Source organism: Nocardia sp. bgisy134 (genome assembly GCF_965341865.1).
Lineage (GTDB): Bacteria > Actinomycetota > Actinomycetes > Mycobacteriales > Mycobacteriaceae > Nocardia.
Window position 1 is genome coordinate 159310 of the sequence record NZ_CBDQZP010000009.1, and the last position, 20432, is coordinate 179741.

The 20432-nt window shown below is 70.4% G+C and carries 18 protein-coding genes; 10 read left to right on the top strand and 8 right to left on the bottom strand.

Features of this window, described 5'->3' with window-relative positions; genetic code table 11:
* The 9 genes from ACRWNM_RS17820 (at position 1) to ACRWNM_RS17860 (ending at position 9428) form a co-directional block, all read left to right on the top strand.
* Complete coding sequence (locus ACRWNM_RS17820) at positions 1-915, top strand: hypothetical protein (protein WP_431968832.1); 915 nt, start codon at positions 1-3, stop codon at positions 913-915.
* Positions 912-2591 (top strand): fatty acid CoA ligase family protein, encoded by a 1680-nt coding sequence (locus ACRWNM_RS17825; RefSeq protein ID WP_431968834.1) that lies wholly within the window; start codon positions 912-914, stop codon positions 2589-2591. The genes ACRWNM_RS17820 and ACRWNM_RS17825 overlap by 4 nt, the downstream gene beginning before the upstream one ends.
* Positions 2588-2914 (top strand): hypothetical protein, encoded by a 327-nt coding sequence (locus ACRWNM_RS17830; RefSeq protein ID WP_431968836.1) that lies wholly within the window; start codon positions 2588-2590, stop codon positions 2912-2914. The genes ACRWNM_RS17825 and ACRWNM_RS17830 overlap by 4 nt, the downstream gene beginning before the upstream one ends.
* Positions 2911-3954: an NAD-dependent epimerase/dehydratase family protein gene (locus tag ACRWNM_RS17835; RefSeq protein WP_431968838.1), complete on the top strand. Its 1044-nt coding sequence runs from the start codon at positions 2911-2913 to the stop codon at positions 3952-3954. Before ACRWNM_RS17830 ends, ACRWNM_RS17835 begins: the two co-directional genes overlap by 4 nt.
* 19 nt (positions 3955-3973) lie before the next feature.
* The gene (locus ACRWNM_RS17840) at positions 3974-5167 is read left to right on the top strand and encodes a peptide synthetase (RefSeq protein ID WP_431968840.1); all 1194 of its coding nucleotides are present in this window, start codon (positions 3974-3976) and stop codon (positions 5165-5167) included.
* A 92-nt stretch (positions 5168-5259) separates the two neighbouring features.
* On the top strand, positions 5260-7386 hold the full coding sequence (locus ACRWNM_RS17845; RefSeq protein ID WP_431968842.1) for an MMPL family transporter: 2127 nt from the start codon (positions 5260-5262) through the stop codon (positions 7384-7386).
* Positions 7387-7536: 150 nt separating this feature from the next.
* Positions 7537-8424 carry a universal stress protein gene (locus ACRWNM_RS17850; RefSeq protein WP_431968844.1) on the top strand — a complete coding sequence of 296 codons (888 nt, stop codon included), beginning with the start codon at positions 7537-7539 and terminating at the stop codon, positions 8422-8424.
* A gap of 148 nt (positions 8425-8572) precedes the next feature.
* Positions 8573-8962, top strand: coding sequence for a hypothetical protein (locus ACRWNM_RS17855; protein ID WP_431968846.1), 390 nt, complete (start codon positions 8573-8575; stop codon positions 8960-8962).
* Positions 8963-9122: 160 nt separating this feature from the next.
* Positions 9123-9428 carry a hypothetical protein gene (locus ACRWNM_RS17860; RefSeq protein ID WP_431968848.1) on the top strand — a complete coding sequence of 102 codons (306 nt, stop codon included), beginning with the start codon at positions 9123-9125 and terminating at the stop codon, positions 9426-9428.
* An 86-nt stretch (positions 9429-9514) separates the two neighbouring features.
* Here ACRWNM_RS17860 and ACRWNM_RS17865 read toward each other — a convergent pair whose 3' ends face one another.
* From ACRWNM_RS17865 to ACRWNM_RS17885, 5 genes are all read right to left on the bottom strand, one after another.
* Positions 9515-10156, bottom strand: a complete 642-nt coding sequence (locus tag ACRWNM_RS17865; RefSeq protein WP_431968850.1) for an NAD(P)-dependent oxidoreductase — start codon at positions 10154-10156, stop codon at positions 9515-9517.
* A gap of 203 nt (positions 10157-10359) precedes the next feature.
* Positions 10360-10764 carry a hypothetical protein gene (locus tag ACRWNM_RS17870; protein WP_431968852.1) on the bottom strand — a complete coding sequence of 135 codons (405 nt, stop codon included), beginning with the start codon at positions 10762-10764 and terminating at the stop codon, positions 10360-10362.
* Positions 10765-10774: 10 nt separating this feature from the next.
* Positions 10775-11764 (bottom strand): DUF6745 domain-containing protein, encoded by a 990-nt coding sequence (locus ACRWNM_RS17875; RefSeq protein ID WP_431968854.1) that lies wholly within the window; start codon positions 11762-11764, stop codon positions 10775-10777.
* Positions 11765-11914: 150 nt separating this feature from the next.
* A complete protein-coding gene (msrA, locus tag ACRWNM_RS17880; RefSeq protein ID WP_431968856.1) occupies positions 11915-12469 on the bottom strand; it encodes a peptide-methionine (S)-S-oxide reductase MsrA in 555 nt (184 codons plus the stop codon).
* Between the two features lie 396 nt (positions 12470-12865).
* A complete protein-coding gene (locus tag ACRWNM_RS17885; RefSeq protein WP_431968858.1) occupies positions 12866-13693 on the bottom strand; it encodes a hypothetical protein in 828 nt (275 codons plus the stop codon).
* A gap of 432 nt (positions 13694-14125) precedes the next feature.
* Between ACRWNM_RS17885 and ACRWNM_RS17890 the strand changes: the two genes are divergently transcribed.
* Positions 14126-15082, top strand: coding sequence for an alpha/beta fold hydrolase (locus ACRWNM_RS17890; protein ID WP_431968860.1), 957 nt, complete (start codon positions 14126-14128; stop codon positions 15080-15082).
* 102 nt (positions 15083-15184) lie between these two features.
* Here ACRWNM_RS17890 and meaB read toward each other — a convergent pair whose 3' ends face one another.
* Genes meaB through ACRWNM_RS17905 form a run of 3 tightly spaced genes read right to left on the bottom strand, consistent with a single transcriptional unit; the run spans position 15185 to position 20399 of the window.
* Positions 15185-16234 carry a methylmalonyl Co-A mutase-associated GTPase MeaB gene (meaB, locus tag ACRWNM_RS17895; protein ID WP_431968862.1) on the bottom strand — a complete coding sequence of 350 codons (1050 nt, stop codon included), beginning with the start codon at positions 16232-16234 and terminating at the stop codon, positions 15185-15187.
* Positions 16231-18510 carry a methylmalonyl-CoA mutase gene (gene scpA, locus ACRWNM_RS17900; RefSeq protein ID WP_431968864.1) on the bottom strand — a complete coding sequence of 760 codons (2280 nt, stop codon included), beginning with the start codon at positions 18508-18510 and terminating at the stop codon, positions 16231-16233. Before scpA ends, meaB begins: the two co-directional genes overlap by 4 nt.
* Entirely contained in the window at positions 18510-20399 is a 1890-nt protein-coding gene (locus ACRWNM_RS17905; protein ID WP_431968866.1) for a methylmalonyl-CoA mutase family protein, read from the bottom strand. The genes scpA and ACRWNM_RS17905 overlap by 1 nt, the downstream gene beginning before the upstream one ends.
* Positions 20400-20432 lie beyond the last annotated feature (33 nt).

Consider the following 20432-nt stretch of genomic DNA (forward strand, 5'->3'; position numbering starts at 1 on the left):
ATGGGCGTGCGTATCAAGTCCACCGGAGTCAGCCGGGCGGGCGACACCCACAGCATCATCGCGCACAGCGGCCGCGCCGCACGGCGCGCGATGGACCGCGCGGGCATCGAGCCCGCGCAGGTCGGCGTGCTGATCAACGCGGGCGTGCACCGCGATTCGAACACCGTGGAACCCGCGGTATCCGCGCTGATCCAGAAGGCGGCGGGCATCGGCCTCGAGTACGAGAAGGACGATCCGACCTCGTTCTCGTTCGACCTGATGAACGGCGCGGTCGGCGTGCTCAACGCGGTGCAGGTGGCCATCTCGATCCTGGAGACCGGCAGCGCCGAGCACGTGCTGATCGTCTCCGGTGACACCCACCCGTCGCTGACCCGCGCGATTGCCGACGACGAATTCCCCTACGCCACAGCGGGTGCCGCATTGTTGCTGGAGCGCACCGACGAGCCCGAGGGCTTCGGCCGTGTGCACACCGCGACCGCCGAGGGCACGCCGGCCATCGAGGCCTACGTCGACACCGCCACCATGGGCACCGTCGGCCGCGGCCTGATGACCGTCGAGCGTGAGCCCGGCTTCGAGGACCGCCTCCTCGAGGTCGCGCTGGAGCCCGCCCGCGCGGCGCTCGCCGAGGCCGGTGACATCGATCTGGCCGCCACGGTGCTCATCGCCTCCACACCGAGCGCGGAATTCCCGCTGCGGCTGGCGGACGCGCTCGGCATCGCGCGTGATTCGGTGCGCACCCCCGACCTGTCCGACGGGGACCCGCACACCGCCGCGCTGCCACTGGCCTACGACCGCGCCGTGGCGCAGGATGCGTTCGGCCCGCACACGCAGGTGCTGTTCGTCGCGGCGGGCGCGGGTCCGTCGGCGGCGGCGGTGCTGTACCGGCTGCCTGCCCTCGTCGGGGCGCCCGCGTGACCGCAGGGACTTACTGGCAGGCCATCGACCGGTTCCGTGCGTTCGCGCGCACGGAGCCGGACCGCCAAGCGGTGATCTACCCCGAGGGGAAGAATCCCGATGGCCTGCCGGCCTACCGGCACCTCAGCTATCGCGAACTCGACGAATGGTCGGACGCGATCGCCGAGCGGCTGACGGCCTCCGGCGTCGGCACCGGCACCCGCACCATCGTGCTGGTCCTGCCGAGCCCCGAGCTCTACGCGATCCTGTTCGCGCTGTTGAAGATCGGGGCCGCGCCCGTGGTCATCGACCCGGGCATGGGTGTGCGCAAGATGTTGCGCTGCTTGCGCGCGGTGGACGCCGAGGCGTTCATCGGCATCCCGCAGGCGCACGCCTTGCGCGTTCTGTTCCCCCGCAGCTTCCGCGGCGTGCGCACCGCGGTCACCGTCGGCAAACAGTGGTTCTGGCGCGGTGAGCGGTTGCAGGACTGGGCCCGGCGCCCGCAGCGCCCGGCGCCGAATCGCGCACCCGCCGACCCGGGCAGTCTGCTGATCATCGCCTTCACCACCGGAAGCACCGGCCCGGCGAAGGCGGTTCAGCTCACCCACGGCAACCTCGCCGCCATGGTGGAGCAGGTCGACACCGCGCGCGGCCACGTCCCTCCGGACACCTCGCTGATCACCCTGCCGCTGGTCGGCGTGCTCGATCTGCTGCTCGGCGCGCGCTGCGTGCTGCCGCCGCTGATTCCCAGCCAGGTCGGCTCGACGGACCCGGCGCACGTGGTCGACGCCATCGGAAAATTCGGGGTGCGGACCATGTTCGCCTCCCCAGCGGTGCTGATCCCGCTGCTGCGCCACCTGGAGCGGCACCCGACGGATCTGCCCACCCTCGGCAGCATCTACTCCGGCGGTGCGCCGGTGCCGGACTGGTGCATCGCCGGGCTGCGCGACGTGCTGAACGAGGACGTGCAGATCTTCGCCGGCTACGGCTCCACCGAGGCGCTGCCCATGTCCACCATCGAATCCAGGGAACTACTCGGCGGCTTGGTGACCAAGGCGCACCAAGGCGAAGGCACCTGTATCGGGCGGCCGTCGGACCGGGTCGAAGCCCGGCTGGTGGCCATCACCGACGCGCCGATCCCGACCTGGGCGCGCGCCGAGGAGCTGGCGGGCGAACTGGAGAAGACCAGGGGCGTGGGCGAACTCGTCGTCTCGGGTCCGAACGTGAGCACCGCGTACTACTGGCCGCACGAGGCCAACCACCAGGGCAAGATCGTCGACGGCGACCGGATCTGGCACCGCACAGGCGATCTGGCCCGGATCGACGAACAGGGCCGAATCTGGTTCTGCGGGCGCAAGAGTCAGCGGGTGGTCACCGCGGACGGTCCGATGTTCACCGTGCAGCTCGAGCAGATCTTCAACACGGTGTCCGGCGTGGCGCGCACGGCGCTGGTCGGCGTCGGCGTGAAGGGCGCGCAGCGACCCGTGCTGTGCGTCGAGCTGAAGCCGGGTGTGGATCGCACCGCCGTCGAGATGAAGCTGCGCACCCGCGCCACCGAATACGAGCTCACCAAGCAGATCACCGATGTCCTGGTGCACCCCAAGTTCCCGGTGGACATCCGGCACAACGCCAAGATCGGCCGCGAACAGCTCGCGGTGTGGGCAGACAAGCAGCTGAAGGCCGAGGCGCGCCGATGAGAACGACAGCGCTGCGAGCGATTCCGGTCCTCGGCTGGCTCTACCTCGCGGCAGGCCTGGTCGCGGCGCTCGTCGAACGGGCGCCACGCAACCGCTGGCTGCGCGCCGTGTGGTGGATCGACGCGTTTCTCAGCGTGGTGGTGCACGCGGCCCAGATCCCGGTCGCGCTGCGCGCCACGCGCGGCACCGGGCATTCCCCGCTGAAAACCGCGGTGCTCACCCAAATCTTCGGCTTGACCTGGTACGGGGATCGGCTCGGCTCCGGCCGGGCCGACGCGACCGGCGGCGGCACACCCACCGATCATCGAGAGGGCCAGCGATGAAGATTCTCGTTACCGGGGCCTCGGGCTTCCTCGGCGGCGCGCTCGTGCGCAGGCTGGTGGCCGACGGCGCGCACGACGTGCGAATCCTGGTGCGGCGCACCAGCAATCTGAGCGATCTGAGGGATGCGCGCGAGCGGGTCGAGATCGTCTACGGTGATCTCACCGACGCGCCGTCGCTGGTGGAGGCGACCGGCGGGATCGACGCCGTCGTGCACAGCGCCGCCCGCGTCGACGAACGCGGCACCCGCGAGCAGTTCTGGGAGGAGAACGTCCGCGCCACCCAGCGGCTGCTCGACGCGGCCAAGCGGGGCGGCGCGTCGCGGTTCGTGTTCATCTCCAGCCCCAGCGCGATGATGGACTACCACGGCGGCGACCTGCTCGACGTCGACGAGTCCCTCCCCTATCCGCGCCGCTACCTGAACCTCTACTCCGAGACCAAGGCCGCCGCCGAGCGCGCTGTACTCGCCGCGAACGCACCGGGTTTCGCCACCTGCGCACTGCGGCCGAGGGCGATCTGGGGGGCGGGCGACCGGTCGGGCCCGATCGTGCGGCTGCTCGATCGCGTCGCCGAGGGCAAGCTGCCGGATCTGTCGTACGGGCGCGACGTGTACGCCTCGCTGTGCCACGTCGACAACATCGTCGAGGCGACGATACTGGCGCTCGCCTCCGAATCCGTCGGCGGCAAGCCGTATTTCATCGCCGACGCCGAGCAGACCAACGTGTGGAAGTTCCTCGGGCAGGTCGCCGCCGAGCTGGGTTATCAGCCGCCGACCAGGCAGCCGAATCGGCGGGTGCTCGACGCGGTGGTTGCCGTGATCGAGACGGTCTGGCGGATTCCCGCCGTGGCCACCCGCTGGTCGCCGCCGCTGTCACGGTATGCGGTGGCGCTGATGACCCGCTCGGCGACCTACGACACCGGCGCGGCGAGCCGCGATTTCGGCTACCTCCCGATCGTCGATCGGGAGGCCGGGCTGGCGAGCTTCCTCGCCTGGCTCGACACCCAGGGGGGCGTCCGCGAATTGACCAAAAACCTGCGCTGATCCCGACCCGGAGGCAATCATGAGCAGCGACACCACCTTTCGCCGTCCCATCACCCCGACCGAACGCCTGTACTTCGCCGCGCGTGAGCTCGCACCGCCGTTCCTGATGCAGGTGGCGGTGCACGGGCAGGGCGTACTGGACCCCGCCGAACTCCAGCGCGCGGTCGACGTCGCCGCGGCGGCCATCCCCGGCTCCCGGCTCGTCCGGGACGGCGACGACTGGGTGGACAGCGGCGTCGCGGCCACCGTGCGGGTCGTCGACGGCCACACGCTGACCTACCCCGAGCTGGAGAACGACCCCGTCCTCAACAGCCCGATCGGCCCGACGCCGGACCGCACCTGCGAAATCCTGCTGCTCACCGCGGATCCGGTGACCATCGTCTTCCGCGCGTTCCACGGCGTCATGGACGGCATGGGCATGCGCATGTGGGTGGACGACGTGTTCCGCGCGCTGCGCGGCGTCGAACCGGTCGGCGCGCCCGACCCGGTCGCCGACGCCCAACTGGTCGCGCGCATCGGCGCGCCCGGCAAGCCCTCGCTGCTGATGCCGACCTTCTCGTCGGCGGCCGGTCGCGGCAAGCAGGATCCGGCCGCCTCGCGCTGGCTGCTGCGGCACCGCACGATCGAGGGCACCGGCAAGGGAATTCTCGCGCGGGTCGCCGCCGTGCTCGCCGAGGCGGCGCAGACCAAGTCCCGCTTCATGATTCCGGTCGACCTGCGCAGGCACGACCACACGCTGCGGTCCACCGCCAACCTGGCGCTGCCGCTGTTCCTCGACGTCGCCCCGGGCGACGACTGGAAGTCCGTGAACGACCAGTTGCGCGCGGGCCTCAAGGAGAACCGTGAGCTCAATCAGATGGACAACGGCGGCCTGACGGCCTTCCCGCCCGCGGTGGTCCGTGGAGTGATGCGCGTGGGCAACTGGGTCGGTGCGCGCCTCGGCCGGAACCTGGTCTCCGCCACGGTGACCCACGTGGGCGTCTTCGATCTGACGGACATGGCGGTGCCCGGCTACACCCCGACGTCCATCCGGGTGCTGCCGCAGCACAGCGGGATGATGCCGCTGCTGTTCGCCATCGTGCAATCGGGTGGGCGGCTGGAGATCACGGTGTCGTGCCGCAACGGCGCGGGGGTCGAGCGGCGACTGGAAGCGCTGCTGGATCGCCTCGTGGCCACCTTGGAACACGAACTCGCGGCGTCGCCGGCGCACTGACGCCGGACAGCTACAACCACTGCGGCACAGGAGTTTCCGATGAGCGACACCGATCCGTACATTCCGGGGGGCTACCGTCGGGCAGGTCGGCGATGATCGCCTGGGCCCGGTTCGTGATGGCGCGACCGCGCACCGTGCTCGGTGTCGCGGTGGTTGTGATGGGGTTGTGCGGCCTGTTCGGGGCGGGCGCCGCCAAGCAGCTCAGCGCGGGCGGCGTCATCGACCCGAACAGCGAATCCGCACTGGTCGACCGGCTCGTCACCGAGCATTTCGGCCCGCAGAATCCCGACGTGGTGGCGATCTACACGGCCCCGGAGGGCCAGACACTCGAGGACATCGGGCCACGGGTGCGCGCGGCGATCGCCGCCATCGATCCCGCGCTGCTGGCGCGGCCGATCGAAAGCTATTGGAACAGCGTCCCACCGCGCACGAACTTCCTGCGCTCCCCCGACCGGCGTCACGCGCTGGCGGTGGTGTTCACCGCGGGCGACGAGACGGAGCGCATCGCCGCCTACCCGAAACTCGAAGCAGCGCTGCGCGTTCCCGGCATCGACACCGAGCTGTCCGGCTACAGCGCGCTGTCCACCGAGATCACCGCCCAGTCGCAGCGGGATCTGCTGGTGGCGGAATCGATCTCGCTGCCCGTGACCCTCTTGCTGCTGGTGCTGGTGTTCGGCGGCGTCGCGGCGGCCTCGCTGCCGGTGGTGGTCGGCATGCTCGCCGTCGCGGGCGCGATGGGCGCCATCCGGGTGCTCAGCGAGATCACCGAGGTGAGCACCTTCGCGGTCAACATCGCCTCGCTGCTCGGTTTGGGCATGGCGATCGACTACGGCCTGTTCCTCGTCAACCGGTTCCGCGAGGAGATGGCCGATGGGCGCGACGTGCCGAGAGCGATCGAACGGACCTGCGCGACCGCGGGCCGCACCGTCGCCTTCTCGGCGCTGCTGCTGATCTGCGCGTTCGCCGGTACCTTCGTCTTCCCGCAGGCGGTGTTGCGCTCCTTGGGTTTCGGTGCCATCGCCGCCGTCGGGTTGGCCGCCGCGCTGTCGCTGACCGTGCTGCCCGCGATGCTCGCTCTGTTCGGGCCGCGCATCGGGCGCGCCACGCCGAACGAACGCACCGAACGGTTCTGGGGCCGCATCGTCGGCGCCGTGCTGCGCAGGCCGGGCACGGTCACGATCGCGGTGGGCGCGGTGCTGCTCGTGCTGGCCGCGCCGCTCGGCGGCATCCGGCTCGGCGACATCGATCACCGCGCGCTGCCCGCGGGCAACGCGATGCGCGAGACCGTCGACCGGCTCACCGCCGACTTCCCCGCCGCGAGCAGCGGCGTCACCGCGGTGCTGCGCGGGGTGGACGGCTCGGTGCCCAACGCGGCCGCGGTCGACAAGACGCTGCGCGCGCTCGGTTCCGTGTCCGGCGTCCGCTCGGTGCTGCAAGTCGGGCGGGCCGAGGACTTCGTGGTGGTGCACGTCTTCCTGACCGCCACCGATCGCAGCGACGCCGCCGCGGCCGCGGTGCGCGACATCCGGGCGCTCGAGCCGCCGCCCGACACCGTGATTCGGGTCGGCGGCGACACCGCGGCCACCCGGGACAGCGTCGACTCCATCGTGGCGAGGATGCCGCTGATGGTGCTGGCCATGGTGCTGGCCACCGTCGGCCTGCTGCTGGCCGCCTTCCGCTCGATCGTGCTGCCGCTCAAGGCCGTCGCGATGGCCTTCCTCAGCCTCGCCGCGACATTCGGCGTGCTCACCTGGATCTTCGCCGACGGGCACCTGGCGGGCGTGCTCGGCGTCAGCGTCGGGCCGATCGCCGCGGGCATGATGGTCCTGATCATCGCGGTGGTCTTCGGGCTCTCCACCGACTACGAGGTGTTCCTGCTCTCGCGCATGGTCGAGGCGCACAACGCGGGCGCGGACACCGCCGAGGCGGTGCGCGTCGGCACCGTGAAGACCGCGCGCGTCATCACGGCGGCGGCCGTCCTGCTCGTCCTGGTCACCGGCGCGTTCACGCTCTCGCCGCTGACGCCGATGCGGTTCCTCGGCATCGGCATGATCGTCGCCCTCGTCATCGACGCGACCCTGGTGCGGATGCTGCTCGTGCCCGCGCTCGTGCAGCTCATGGGCGGCGCCAACTGGTGGATGCCGTGGACGAAACGTCCGAGGCGGCATGTCGCCACCGTCCTGGAAAAGGCCGAGGAGCCCGCGGCCACCTCCTCCTGAACGAAGTCCGGCGATCGGCCCGCGGCGCCGTCGGTGCGACCTTCGGCGCCGGAAGACCGACGATCACACGGGGTATCGTCACGGGTGGTGGCCGTGTCCACCGGAACTTTCTCGAGGGCAGCTGGCGCGTGGCACACGAGAGGAGCGGTCATGGCGGTGAATCCGGCGTTCCTGGTCGGCGTGGACGGTTCCGCCGGCTCGACGGCGGCGGTGATCTGGGCGGCGCAGACGGCCGCGCGACACCGGGCGCCGGTGCACCTGCTCCACATCGTGGACGTGGTGGCCGACTACGGTCCCGGCGCCACGGAGCCGCTCACCAGCGCCGACCACGCGCGACTCACCGACCACGGTCGCAGGCTGCTCGACGCGGCGACCCAGCAGGCCGAGAAAGCGGCGGCGGAATTCGGCGGCGTCGAGGTCACCACCGAACTCGCGCAGGCGGTGACCACCCCGAGCCTGCTCGATCACACCGCGGACGCCCGGATGATCGTGGTGGGGACCAGGGAACGCGGCACCCTGCGCCGGGCCCTGCTCGGTTCGGTGAGCTCGGCGCTGGCGCGGCGCGCGCACTGTCCCGTCGCGATCGTGCGCGAAGGCATCGACCTCTCGCCGGAAATGCGTTCGCGGCCGGTGATCGTCGGCGTGGACGGCACCCAGGTGAGCGAGCCCGCGGTCGGCATCGCGCTGGCCGAGGCGGCGGCGCGCGGGGTGGACGTCATCGCGTTGCACGTCTGGACCGGCGTCGAGCTGCCCGAGCGCTACGGATTCGAGCCGGACTCGATCGCCACCGAGATGGACTACGTGCTCGCCGAGAGCCTGGCGGGCTGGCAGGAGCGCTTCCCAGGCGTCCGCATCCACCGGGAGGTCGTCAAGGACCGGCCGGAACGCCTGCTGCGCGAACGGTCCGAGCAGGCGCAGCTGCTGGTGGTCGGGAGCCGGGGCCGGGGCGGCTTCAGCAGCATGGTGTTCGGCTCGACCAGCCAATCCCTGCTTCTCTCCGCGAACTGCCCGCTCGTCATCGCCCGCGACGCGGGCTGACGAGCCGAGGGGCGCGGCTCCCGCGACGTGCTCGCCCAGCGGACGCCGGAAACTGGCGGCCCGCGGGGTGAATTCGTGTTTCGATGGAACCGGTTCCGGGGCTGGCGCGTCTGATTCATCGACGGAACCAGTGGAAGGGGCGACCGCCATGGCCGTGACTAACCCGTTCGGGGCATTCATCGAAGACGCGAAAGCCGGTGCGCTACAAGTGCGCCTCGAACCTCAGGTCTTCCTCGACCTGGACCGCGCGTGCCAGGACCTGATCACCGCGCTCGCGGCCGCGCAGCACGACGCGCGGGTGCTCGGCGACCTCGGCCACTGGGGGCTCGGCGAGGACGATCCACGGCTCCGGTCGGCGATCGAGTTGGTGAAGTTGTTCCGGGAGAAGGCGTTCGGCGGACCCAACAACGCCTACGACACGCTCGCCGAGTACATCGCGGTCGCCACCGAGATCCAAGCCCTCTTCGGCGCCATCCGCGAAGCCTTCGAGCGCACCGACGCCGAGTTCGCCGCACGCATCAGGGAGATCACCGGGTGAGAAGCCGACCCGAGTCCGGCGTCACCGCCTGATCGGGTCGGGCGGCATCGTGCCGCGCATCTTCGGTGATGCCCGTCACATCTGCGCGCGCAAGGGAACCGAATGCGCCGCGAAACGTCCAATGCCATGACAGACAACCTCTTTCGAGACAGGACGACGCATGAGGCTTCGAGCGGCCACCCTCCTCGCTTCCGCCGCGATCGCGGCATTCGGCGCGATCACCGCGGGATCGGTCACGGCAGAACCCCTCACCCACATCCTGCCTGCGGCGCGGTTCGATCACGACCCGAGCCATCCCGGCAACGGCTGCCCGCCGCCCCCGCTGGGCCAGGACGGCAAGCCACGGCCTCCGCCGCTGGGCGCCGACGGCAAGCCGCTGCCCCCGCCGATCGGCGCCGACGGCAAGCCGTGCCCGCCGCCGCTCGGCCCCGACGGCAGGCCGGTACCGCTGCCGCCCGGACACTGAGCCACGCCACCCGATCGGGTGTGAATCCAGCGCCGAGGTCGGGAGCGAGCGCGTTCGCGCTCGCTTTCCGACCTCGGCGCCGGTTCTCACGCCGCCGCGACGGTGAACCTGACGCCGCGGTGCGCCGGGCGCTCCGCCTCGTCGAGCAGCGCGACCGCGAAGTCCTCCATCGAGATTCGGGAGACGCCGTCCGGATCACCGAGCAGTTCGTCGCCGCCGACGCGGTATGCGCCGGTACGCTCGCCGGGCGCCAGTTCCGCCGGTGGGCTCAGGTAGGTCCAGTCCGCGACCGCATCGGCGCGGCACAGGGCGAGTTGGTCGGCGCAAGCCTGGGCGATCGCCCGCAACTCGACTGGGAAGTCCGGCATCTCGTGCAAGGTCGCGCCCTCGGCGCCGGGGACGATCAGCGTCGCCGCACCGCCGACCAGCAAGAGCCGAACCCCGGAGCGGGCCGCTCCCGAGAGCAGGGCCGCGGTCATCCCCGACAGCTCGGCTTCCCGACCGACGGCGGGGCGGGTCGCCGTGATCACCAGATCCTGTCCCGCACCGAGTGTTTCGACGTCTGCCGCGTTCGCGGCATCGCCCGTACGCACCGCTACGCCGACCGGCAGCCCCGCTGCCCTTTCGGGATTGCGCACGACCGCCGTCACCTCGTGCCCCCGCGCGAGCGCCTCGGCCACGACCCGGCGTCCCACCTCTCCCGCCGCTCCGAACACCGTGATCCGCATCGTCAGAACCTCCTCGCTCCGCTTTCGTTCAGCGTTAAGTAATTTATCTCAACGCTAAATTATTCCGGTACGGGGATACCGCTTTGTGGAACCACTTCGGAGGCACAACGGTAGCGGCTCGCCGCCACCCCGCGGACACTCCTCGAACCCCTCGGTGGCACCGCCTGATCGGCCGAGGCTCGCGAAACACCTTCCCGGACAACTCAGTCGGCCACGAGGCGGGCCCCGTAGTTGCTGTTCTCGCGTTGGCGACGGATCACGTAGGCGCCGGGAGCCGACCCGGTGGCTCCGTGTTCGGGGTGCATGAGATACGCGACGGTGTCGGCGACGAACATGCCCAAGGACAGGCCGGTGGGATCGTAGAGCTGCGTTGTCCATCGGCACGAGCCGGGTTCGGCGACAAGGGTGTGCGGGTTGCCGCCTGCCGCGCCGCGCAGCACCTCGATGCCGCCCGGCGGGACGAGGCGCCATTCCGCGTTCGGGAGTGGTGTCACCGAATCGAGCAGATGCGCGGGAATGACGAGGAGGTCGCCCTGCGCGTGCATGCCGTCGATGATCGGGATTCGAATCGTCTGCTCGAGCTGTTCGAGCACAAGGGAATCGGTCATGTGTCTCACCTCAGGTGCGATGGAGGAGTTGGGAGTACTGCGCGCGGCTCAGGCCGTAGGTCCAGGCGGCCGCGGCGAGGGGGTCGTCGAGATGTCCCGGCACGGTCAGGCCGTAGCGGCGGCGGGTGCCGTCGCGTTCGACCGATCCGTTCACCGCGACGAGGACGCGTTCGTTGCGGGGCAGGTCGTAGAGCAGCAGGTCGAAGCCGGGGTTTCCCGGATCGGGCGCGGTCGCCATGAGCCGCATCCCGGCCTGCTCGAGGTAGGCGGGCCACCCGAGACGCTCGATCGCACAACGCCGTACCTCGACATTGGATTCGCGATCTATAGCGGCTGCGGTCGGGTCGGTGATCACCCACTCGGGCACCCGCGTGCCGTGCCAGAAGTACAGCTCCCAGCCGTCGCGGAAGCGCACGGCGGGGCCGTCGGCACAGTGCGGCCGCATCTCGTCGTGGTCGCCCGCCGTCTCCATGAGGAGCGTCTCCGGCGGGTCCGAAACGATGCACAGCCGTTCGTCCGGCCACCACCATGGGCCACATGCGCGGACGGTCGCGGCCAGCGCATCCCATAGCCGCATCGAACGGGGATGACGCCCGTATCGAACATCGGACCAAGCCGGAATCCAGCCGATCCCGAATCGAGTGTTCCACTGCAGCAATGGGCTGCGCCGACCGTGCGCCGCATCGAGAATCGGCTGCACGTAGTTGCTCCACGACGACAGCAGTGGCGTGGCAACCCACATCTCGAACAATCGACCCGGCATCTGGGCCGCACGCGGCAGATCGGCGGCGACGTCCGACCAAAGAGCCTGCGGCACAGTGCCATCGAGGCCGCGCCACCGCTGCCCCAGTTGATCGGACAGCCCCGGTTCACCGGTCGTCAACGCGATCAACGGCGAGGAGACCCACCGGAATCGGGGCGGACTCAGTCCCGCCGATTCGTAGAGTAAGGAGATCGCCGCTTCGGCGGCTGGACGGTCGGCGGGTGTGGTGGACAGCATCCGGCCCGACCATTTTCGACGGATTTCTGCAGCTTCTCGCTGCGTGAGACCACTCACCGGATGACGGTGGTGTCGTCCTTTCCACTGATCATGACAACAAGAGTGACAGACCGACCGCGCTTCGGCAACGGTCGGTCTTCGGCGAAACCCTTACGCGGTCTGCCGCTTCGGCAGTTTCCACCCGGGCCGCGGGAAGTGGCAGGTGTACCCGTCCGGGTAGCGCTCCAGGTAATCCTGGTGCTCCGGCTCGGCCTCCCAGAACTCGCTCGCCGGTGTCACCTCGGTGACCACCTTGCCCGGCCACAGCCCGGAGTCTTCGACATCGAGGATGGTCTCCAGCGCGGCCCGCTTCTGATCCTCGTCGAGGTAGAAGATGCCCGAGCGGTAGCTGGTCCCGATGTCGTTGCCCTGCCGATCCTTCGTGCTCGGATCGTGGATCTGGAAGAAGAACTCCAGCAGCGCGCGGTAGTCCGTCTCCGCCGGGTCGTACACGATCTCCACGGCCTCCGCATGGCCCGGATGATTCCGGTACGTGGGGTGATCGTTGCGCCCACCGGTGTACCCGACCCGCGTGGACAGCACCCCCGGCTGCTTACGAATCAAGTCCTGCATTCCCCAGAAGCATCCGCCGGCCAGAATCGCCTTCCGCGTGTCGGTCACGCGTCCTCCTTCGCAGAGCGAGCTGATGTAGTTCCCGACATCCATTATCGGCCCCACGTACAACCGAGGACCCGACGCGAAAAGTCCCGACCCTGTCGACACACGCACGGCGGGACGCGGCGCGATCACCGGTCTGCATGCCGCCTTCGCGCGGCTCGGCGAGCTCGAGGATCACGCGCTCGACACCGGGGACCTCGACGCCGAGGTCAGGCGTCTGCTCGGCTCGGGCGCCTCACGCTTGACATAACGGGCGCGGTCACCATCGGTGAGCCGGACCAGCGGGTATTCCCGGTCGGACTCTCGCTGGCACTCCTCGAAGCGAGGCTGGGCGCGGCGAGGCACCGCCATGAGTCCGATCGCCCGTGTCACCACGCGCGACAGACCCCGCCGTCGCTGTGGCAACGGCGGGGTCTCGTCCGGCTCTTCGCTACGAACGGGTGATCAGGCGAACTGCGAACCCACCGCGCCGCCGATGAGGCCGCCGACCGCGGCGGCGGGAAGACCGACCGCGGCCGCGCCGACCGCGGCGCCGATCGCGGCGCCTGCCACCGTCGCGCCACCGGCGACAGGGACGGCGGCGACCAGTGCCGCTCCGAGAGCGGGCACCGCACCTGCGCCACAGGTGGGAACACCTGCCGCGGCGGCCGCGATGACGCCGCCCGCCGCCGTCCCCGCGACGCCGACCCCGAATCCGACGCCTGCCCCGATCAGCCCGCCGCCGACCCCGCCGATCACCGCGGCGGGCACACCCGCGACAGCCGCGCCGATCAGCGCGCCGCCGACGATGTTGCCCGCTCGATGCGAGTCGATGCCGACGCCGACGCCTTGCGATGCCGCCGTCACCTGGGCTTGGAACTCGGCGATACCGTGATTCACGCCGGCCAGCACGTCGCCGGGCACTTCCTGGGGCATGGGTGCGCTGAAGTCACCGACACGCAGGGTGTGCGGCGCGACCTCGGGCAGCTGCGGCTCCTGGTGGACTTCCGGCTCGACCGGCGCGCTCTGCGGAACCGGCTGCGGTTCCGGAGTCGCCGGTTCGACGCGCTCGAGTCCGGGGTCGACCTTCGGTTCGGGCACCTGGACAGGGTCGGACGGGCCCGGCTCGGCCGGCCGGATCGGCTCGGTGGTGACACCGGGCTGGCGGGGCGTCGTCGGCGTCACCGCAGGCTGCACCGGCTGCTCGGGCTGGGTGATGCCTGGCGTCGCGGGAGCGACGGTCGGGTCAGCGGTCGCCGTGCCCGCGCAGACCACGACTAGCGCGATCGGCACCGCACCTACCATGGGCCGGACGGCATTACGTGCCCCGGAGTTGGTTACCCGACGATGCCGACCTGCCACGGCAAACACTCCCACTGCGTAGGTGAAACACATTCGGAGAACAGGACGTCGATCGCTGCCGCGACGAACCCTGTTCCCGGCCAGTAAGTTACAGCACAATAGCCCGGGTGGGCACATCGTGGAAGGCGCGCGGTGATCCGTCACAGCATCGCGAGGTAAAAGCTCAGCTCACCGCCGTCTCGGTGCGTTCGGCCGCCCGCAACAGACCTTCGATCGCCGCGCCGGACCCGCCGAGCCGGACCTCACCTAGGTGGTGATTCCGCTCCACCTCTGGGGGACCGGCCTCAGCACTCGGGGGCCTGCTATCGGCGGCCGTGATGGCGGACAGTAGGACAAGCCACCATCAGCGAACCGGAGCACGCCATGTCGAACGTCAGCAGCATCGCCACCAAGGCGCGACGACGTCTCACGGTCCGGACCGGGGACGGTGTAAAACTCGCCGTGCGCGAATACGGCCCCCGCGACGCGGACCTCACGGTCGTGCTGTTGCACGGGCATTGCCTGCACACCGGATCGTGGGCCTACGTCCGAGACGCGCTGTTGCGTCGCTACGAGTGCGCCAGGGTCGTCTGCTACGACCACCGCGGCCACGGCGTCTCGGACGCGGCGTCGCATCGGACCTACAACATCGAGCAGCTCGGCGACGACCTGCGCCACGTCCTCGACGTGGTCGCCCCCACCGGACCGGTCGTCCTCGTCGGCCACTCGATGGGCGGCATGACCGCGCTGACCTACGCGGCCCGGTACCCGCACCAGATCGGCACACGCATCGTCGGCGTCGCACTGATCGCGACCGCCGCGGGCGGGGTCGCCGACGCCGGCTTCGGCCGCCTCCTGCGCAATCCGGCCCTCTCCCTGTTCCAGGCCGCGGTCCGGCGCGCTCCGAACACGATGCATCACGCGAAGCTCGTGGCGAGCAAGGTCTTCGCGCCGCTCATCCGCACCGCCGAATTCGGCGATCGCCGGGTCAGCCCCAGGGTTCTCGCCCTCGCGGGCGCGATGCACAACCAGACGTCGATCGTGACGATGGCGAGCTTCCTCAGCTCCTTCGCCGCCTTCGACCAGACCGAGGCGCTCGCCGTGCTGTCGAAGATCCCCACCTTGGTGCTGTGCGGGTCGGCCGACCTGATCACGCCGCCGTCGCATTCCGTCGCGATGGCCGCCGCCGTCGAGTACTCGGATCTGGTGCTGCTCGACGGCGCCGGTCACTCCGTGATCCTCGAGCAGCCCCGGCCGGTCGCCGACGCCATCGACCGCCTCCTCACCCGCGCGGAAGGCGCCTGCCGGAGCGAGGCCCCGCACCTCGAGCTGGTCTCGTAGCCCACTCGAACGGTCGCGCCGCGCCATCCGTCTGCCCGAAGCCCTCGGGGTCGGCCACCGGAGACGCTTCGCCGCGTCTCGGCCATCGCACCGCGCGGACGGTCAGTCGCCCGCGTTGTCGAAGGCGTCGAGGATTTCCTCGGCGGCGAGCGCCGCGGTCAGCGTGCCCTCGCGCACCTGCTTTTCCACCTGCGCGCGAATCGCTTTCACGTTCGGGTTGTCGGCGAGCCTGCGCAGCAGCTGGTCGTGCACCATCGTCCAGGTCCAGTCGACCTGCTGGCGGCGGCGCTTCTCGTCGAACTCCCCCGCGTCGGTGAGCACCCGGCGGTGCTGGAGCACCGTGTCCCAGAACTTGTCCAGGCCGACGCCTTCCAGACCGCTCATCGTCAGCACCGGCGGACGCCACAGCGCGTCGTGCGGGTGGATGAGGCGCAGCGCGCCGGCCAGCTCGCGCGCGGCCGCCTTGGCCTCCACCTCGTGCTTGCCGTCGGCCTTGTTCACCGCCACCAGATCGGCGAGCTCGAGCACGCCCTTCTTGATGCCCTGCAACTGATCTCCGGTGCGAGCCAGGGTCAGGAAGCAGAACACGTCGACCATGTTCGCGACCGTCACCTCGGACTGGCCGACGCCGACGGTCTCCACCAGGATCACGTCGTAGCCCGCCGCTTCCAGCAGCACGATGGTCTCGCGGGTCGCCTTGGCCACGCCGCCCAGCGTGCCCGCCGTCGGCGAGGGCCGGATATAGGCGTCGCGCTCCACCGAGAGCCGCGCCATCCGCGTCTTGTCGCCGAGGATGGAGCCGCCGGTGCGGGTCGAGGACGGGTCGACGGCGAGCACCGCCACCCGATGCCCCTTCCTGATCAGGTACATGCCGAGCGCGTCGATGAACGTCGACTTGCCGACGCCGGGAACACCGGTGATGCCGACCCGATTCGACAGGACCGCGCTCGCGGAACCGTGTGTCTCGGGGGTCAGCTTCAGCAGCAGCTGCTGTGCCAAAGCCCGGTGATCGGCCCTGGTCGACTCGACCAGGGTGATGGCCCGCGCCAAGGCGGCCCGCTCGTTGTTGCGGACCGCCGTGGCGAGTGCGTCGACGTCGATGGTGCGGCGCGCCGCTCCTCCGCGTGGTGGAGCGGAGTCTGCGTCGGTCATTCGGCGGCGGCGGATTCCGCGGCGCCGCTGCCGATGTCGTGACCGAGCTCGGCCGCGAGCTTCTTCAGCAGATCGATCGCCGCTTCGGCGATGACGGTGCCGGGCGGGAAGATCGCGGCGGCGCCCGCTTGGTAGAGCTCGTCGAAGTCACCGGGCGGGATGACGCCGCCGACGATGACCATGATGTCGGGCCGCCCGACATCGGCCAGTGCCTGCCGCAGGGCGGGCACCAGCGTGAGGTGGCCTGCCGCCAGCGAGGACACACCGACGACGTGCACGTCGTTGTCGGCCGCCTGCTGCGCCACCTCTTCCGGGGTCTGGAACAGCGGGCCCACATCGACGTCGAAGCCGAGATCGGCGAAGGCGGTGGCGATCACCTTCTGTCCTCGGTCGTGTCCGTCCTGACCCATCTTGGCGACGAGGATGCGCGGCCGCCGTCCTTCGGCCTCCGCGAATTCCTCGACGAGTTCGCTCGCCGTGGTGATGTTGGTGACCTTCCCTGCCTCGTCGCGGTACACGCCGGAGAGCGTGCGGATCTCGGCCTGGTGGCGGCCGTACACCTTCTCCAGCGCGTCGGAGATCTCGCCGACGGTGGCCTTGGCGCGTGCCGCGTCGATGGCCAGCGCGAGCAGGTTGTTCGCCATACCGCCTTCCGAAGAGGAAGCGGCGCGGGTCAATTCGTTCAGCGCCCGCTCGACGGCCACGGGATCGCGGTCGGCGCGCAGCTGCCGCAGCTTCTCGATCTGCTCGGCGCGCACCCGCGAGTTCTCGACCTTGAGGACCTCGACCTCGTGGTCCTCCTCCACCTGGTACTTGTTGACGCCGATCACCGGCTGCTGGCCGGTATCGATCCGCGCCTGGGTCCGGGCGGCGGCTTCCTCGATGCGCAGCTTCGGGATGCCCTCCGAAATCGCCTGCGCCATACCGCCGTGCGCCTCCACCTCGGCGATGTGCGCGCGGGCGCGGTTGGCAAGCTGGTGGGTCAGCCATTCGACGTAGTAGGAGCCGCCCCACGGGTCGATCGGCCGGGTGGTGTTGGACTCCTGCTGGATCAGCAGCTGGGTGTTGCGGGCGATGCGCGCGGAGAAGTCCGTGGGCAGCGCCAGCGCCTCGTCGAGCGCGTTGGTGTGCAGCGACTGGGTGTGGCCCTGGGTCGCGGCCATCGCCTCGATACAGGTGCGCGCCACGTTGTTGTAGGCGTCCTGCGCGGTCAGCGACCAGCCGGAGGTCTGGGAATGGGTGCGCAGCGACAGCGATTTCGCGCTCTTCGGCTCGAACTTCGCGACCAGCTCGCTCCAGAGCAGCCGTCCCGCACGGAGTTTGGCGACCTCCATGAAGAAGTTCATGCCGATGGCCCAGAAGAACGACAGCCGCGGCGCGAACTTGTCGACCTCCATGCCCGCGTCGATGCCCGCGCGGATGTACTCCACGCCGTCGGCGAGGGTGTAGGCCAGCTCCAGATCGGCCGTGGCTCCGGCCTCCTGGATGTGGTAGCCGGAGATGGAGATCGAGTTGAACTTCGGCATCTTCGCGCTGGTGTAGGCGAAGATGTCGGAGATGATCCGCATCGAGGGCTTGGGCGGGTAGATGTAGGTGTTGCGGACCATGAACTCCTTCAGAATGTCGTTCTGAATGGTTCCGGCCAGCTGTTCGGGCGCGACGCCCTGTTCCTCCGCCGCGACGACGTAGAGCGCCAGGATCGGCAGCACCGCGCCGTTCATCGTCATCGACACGCTCACCTGGTCCAGGGGAATGTGGTCGAAGAGCTGGCGCATGTCGAGGATGGAGTCGATGGCGACGCCCGCCATACCGACGTCACCCTGCACGCGCGGGTGATCGGAGTCGTAGCCGCGGTGCGTCGCGAGGTCGAACGCCACCGACAGGCCCTTCTGACCGGCCTGCAGGTTGCGGCGGTAGAAGGCGTTGGAGTCGGCCGCGGTGGAGAAGCCCGCGTACTGGCGGATGGTCCACGGCTGGTTGACGTACATGGTCGGGTACGGACCGCGCAGGAACGGCGCCACACCCGGCACGCTGTCGAGCGGATAGCCCTCGGCCGCGACGGCGTCGCGATCGGCCTTGGTGAACACCGGCGGCACGTCGATGCCTTCGGGGGTCGACCACACCACTTGCTCGGGGGTGTAGTTGTTGGCCGCCGCCGCGCCCTGCATGTAGGCCTCGACCTGGGCGGCGTCGACCGCGGCAGGTTCGGGCGCGTGCTCGTCGAGCGGCACCTCGGCGAAATTGCCGATCACGTGCTTGATCTCACGCGTAGTCATCAGGCTCCCACCTTCTCCAGCAGGCCGGACAGCGCCGCCACCGCGTCGATCTTCGCGGCGAGGAATCCGTCCGGGCGCTGCGTGCCGCTCAGCTCGGCGACGGCCTTCGCCGCACCCGCCAGCAGCACCGTTGTCACACCGGCGGCGCGCAGCGCATCGACCGCCGCGCCCGCCTCCGCGCCGTAGCGCGCGTCCGAACCGCAGAGTACCGCGATCGGGGCACCGGCTTCCGTTGCGGCGGAGGCGATTCCGGGCACGTCCAGCGGGCCCGGGTTGATCGACTCGATACCGCCGGAAGCCAGCAGGTTCGCGATGAAGGTGACCCGCACGTTGTGCTCGGCCACCGTGCCGAGCGGCACGAGCAGCGCCTTCGGCCGGGTTCCGTTGGCCGCCAGGTACACATCGGACCGGTCACGCAGCGCTTCGAAGGCCGCGCCGTAGCGGGCGACCCGGCTCGGCGTGCGGGCCGCCGCCGAGAGCGGCTGCTCGGCCAGGTTCGGGAATTCGTTGACGCCGGTCACCGCGGTCTTGCGGTGCGCGACATCGGAATCGCGGGCGGCCTTGGTGGCGGCGACGCGCTCGGCGAGCAGACCCGAGTCCAGCGCGGCCAGATAGCCGCCCGCGGCCTCCAGCTCCTGCATGAATTCCCAGGCCTTGGCGGCCAATTCGGCGGTGAGCTCCTCGACGTACCAGGAGCCCGCGCCCGGATCCTGGACGTGGCCGAGATGCGATTCCTCCAGCAGCAGCAACTGGGTGTTGCGCGCCATGCGGTCCGCGAACGATTTGGATACGTTCAGTTCACCCGCGGGCAGCGCGGAGTCGAAGGGCAGCACGGTCACGGTGTCCGCGCCGCCCACGCCCGCGCCGAACGCGGCGAGCGTGGTGCGCAGCATGTTCACCCAGGGATCGCGCTGGCTCATCATGGCCGCGGAGGTCACCGCGTGCTGCGGTGCGCCGCCGAAGTCCGGCGCGCCGCACGCGTGCGCGACGCGGGCCCAGAGCTTGCGCGCGGCACGGAATTTCGCGATCGTCGCGAACTGGTCGTCGGTGGCGGCGAACCGGAATTCCAGCTGGCCGAGCGCGTCCGCGATGTCCTGGCCCTCGGTGAGCGCACGCAGATACTCCAGGCCCGCGGCCACCGCGGCGCCGAGTTCCTGCGCGTCGGAGGCGCCCGCGTCGTGGAAGACGGTGCCGTCCACGGTGATCGCGCGCGCCGACTCCGGCCGCGCGATCGCCTCGGCGGCCAGCGCGACGGTCTCCGCGAGATCCGCGTCCGCGACGCCGGCGAAGCGGCTGGTGAGCGGCGCCGCGCCGAGCGAGATCCGGATATCGGCCCGCTGCGGCGCCTCGTAGCCGTCCAGCGCCGCGAAAAGCGCTGCGGCGGCGGACGATACGTGCTCGCCCGCGTCCAGGGTCAGCGGCGCCAGCTCGAAGAGCAGACCGTCCAGCGCCGCGGACAGCTCGGTGACCGGGACGCCGCGCTCGCCGACGCCGAGCCAGATCGCGCTGATGCCGTTCTCCAGTCCGGCCAGGATCTCCCGCTTGGCGGCGGCTCCGTCGCCCGCGCCGACGAAGGCGCTGACGTACCAGCCGCGGTGTACGTCGCGCGTGGCGTCGCGGCCGCGCACGAAGGGGAAGGCGCCGGGCAGCGGCAGTTCGGGCCGCTCGTCGCGCCGGGTGTACAGCGGTGCGACGGTCAGCCCGTCGTAGGTGGTCTGCGCGAGCAGCTGCTCCGGCTCGTCCGGCAACTCGGCGACCTCGACCCTGCGCGCCTTGGCGAGCACACCCGCGACACCCTTACGCCAGGCGCCGTACTGGGGAACCGGATCCGCGCCCTCGGGTCGCTCCGCGAGCTCCGCGCCCGGAGACGGATCTGAAGCAATCGGCATAGCTGCTGTTCCTCTTCCACTCGACCACGGGGC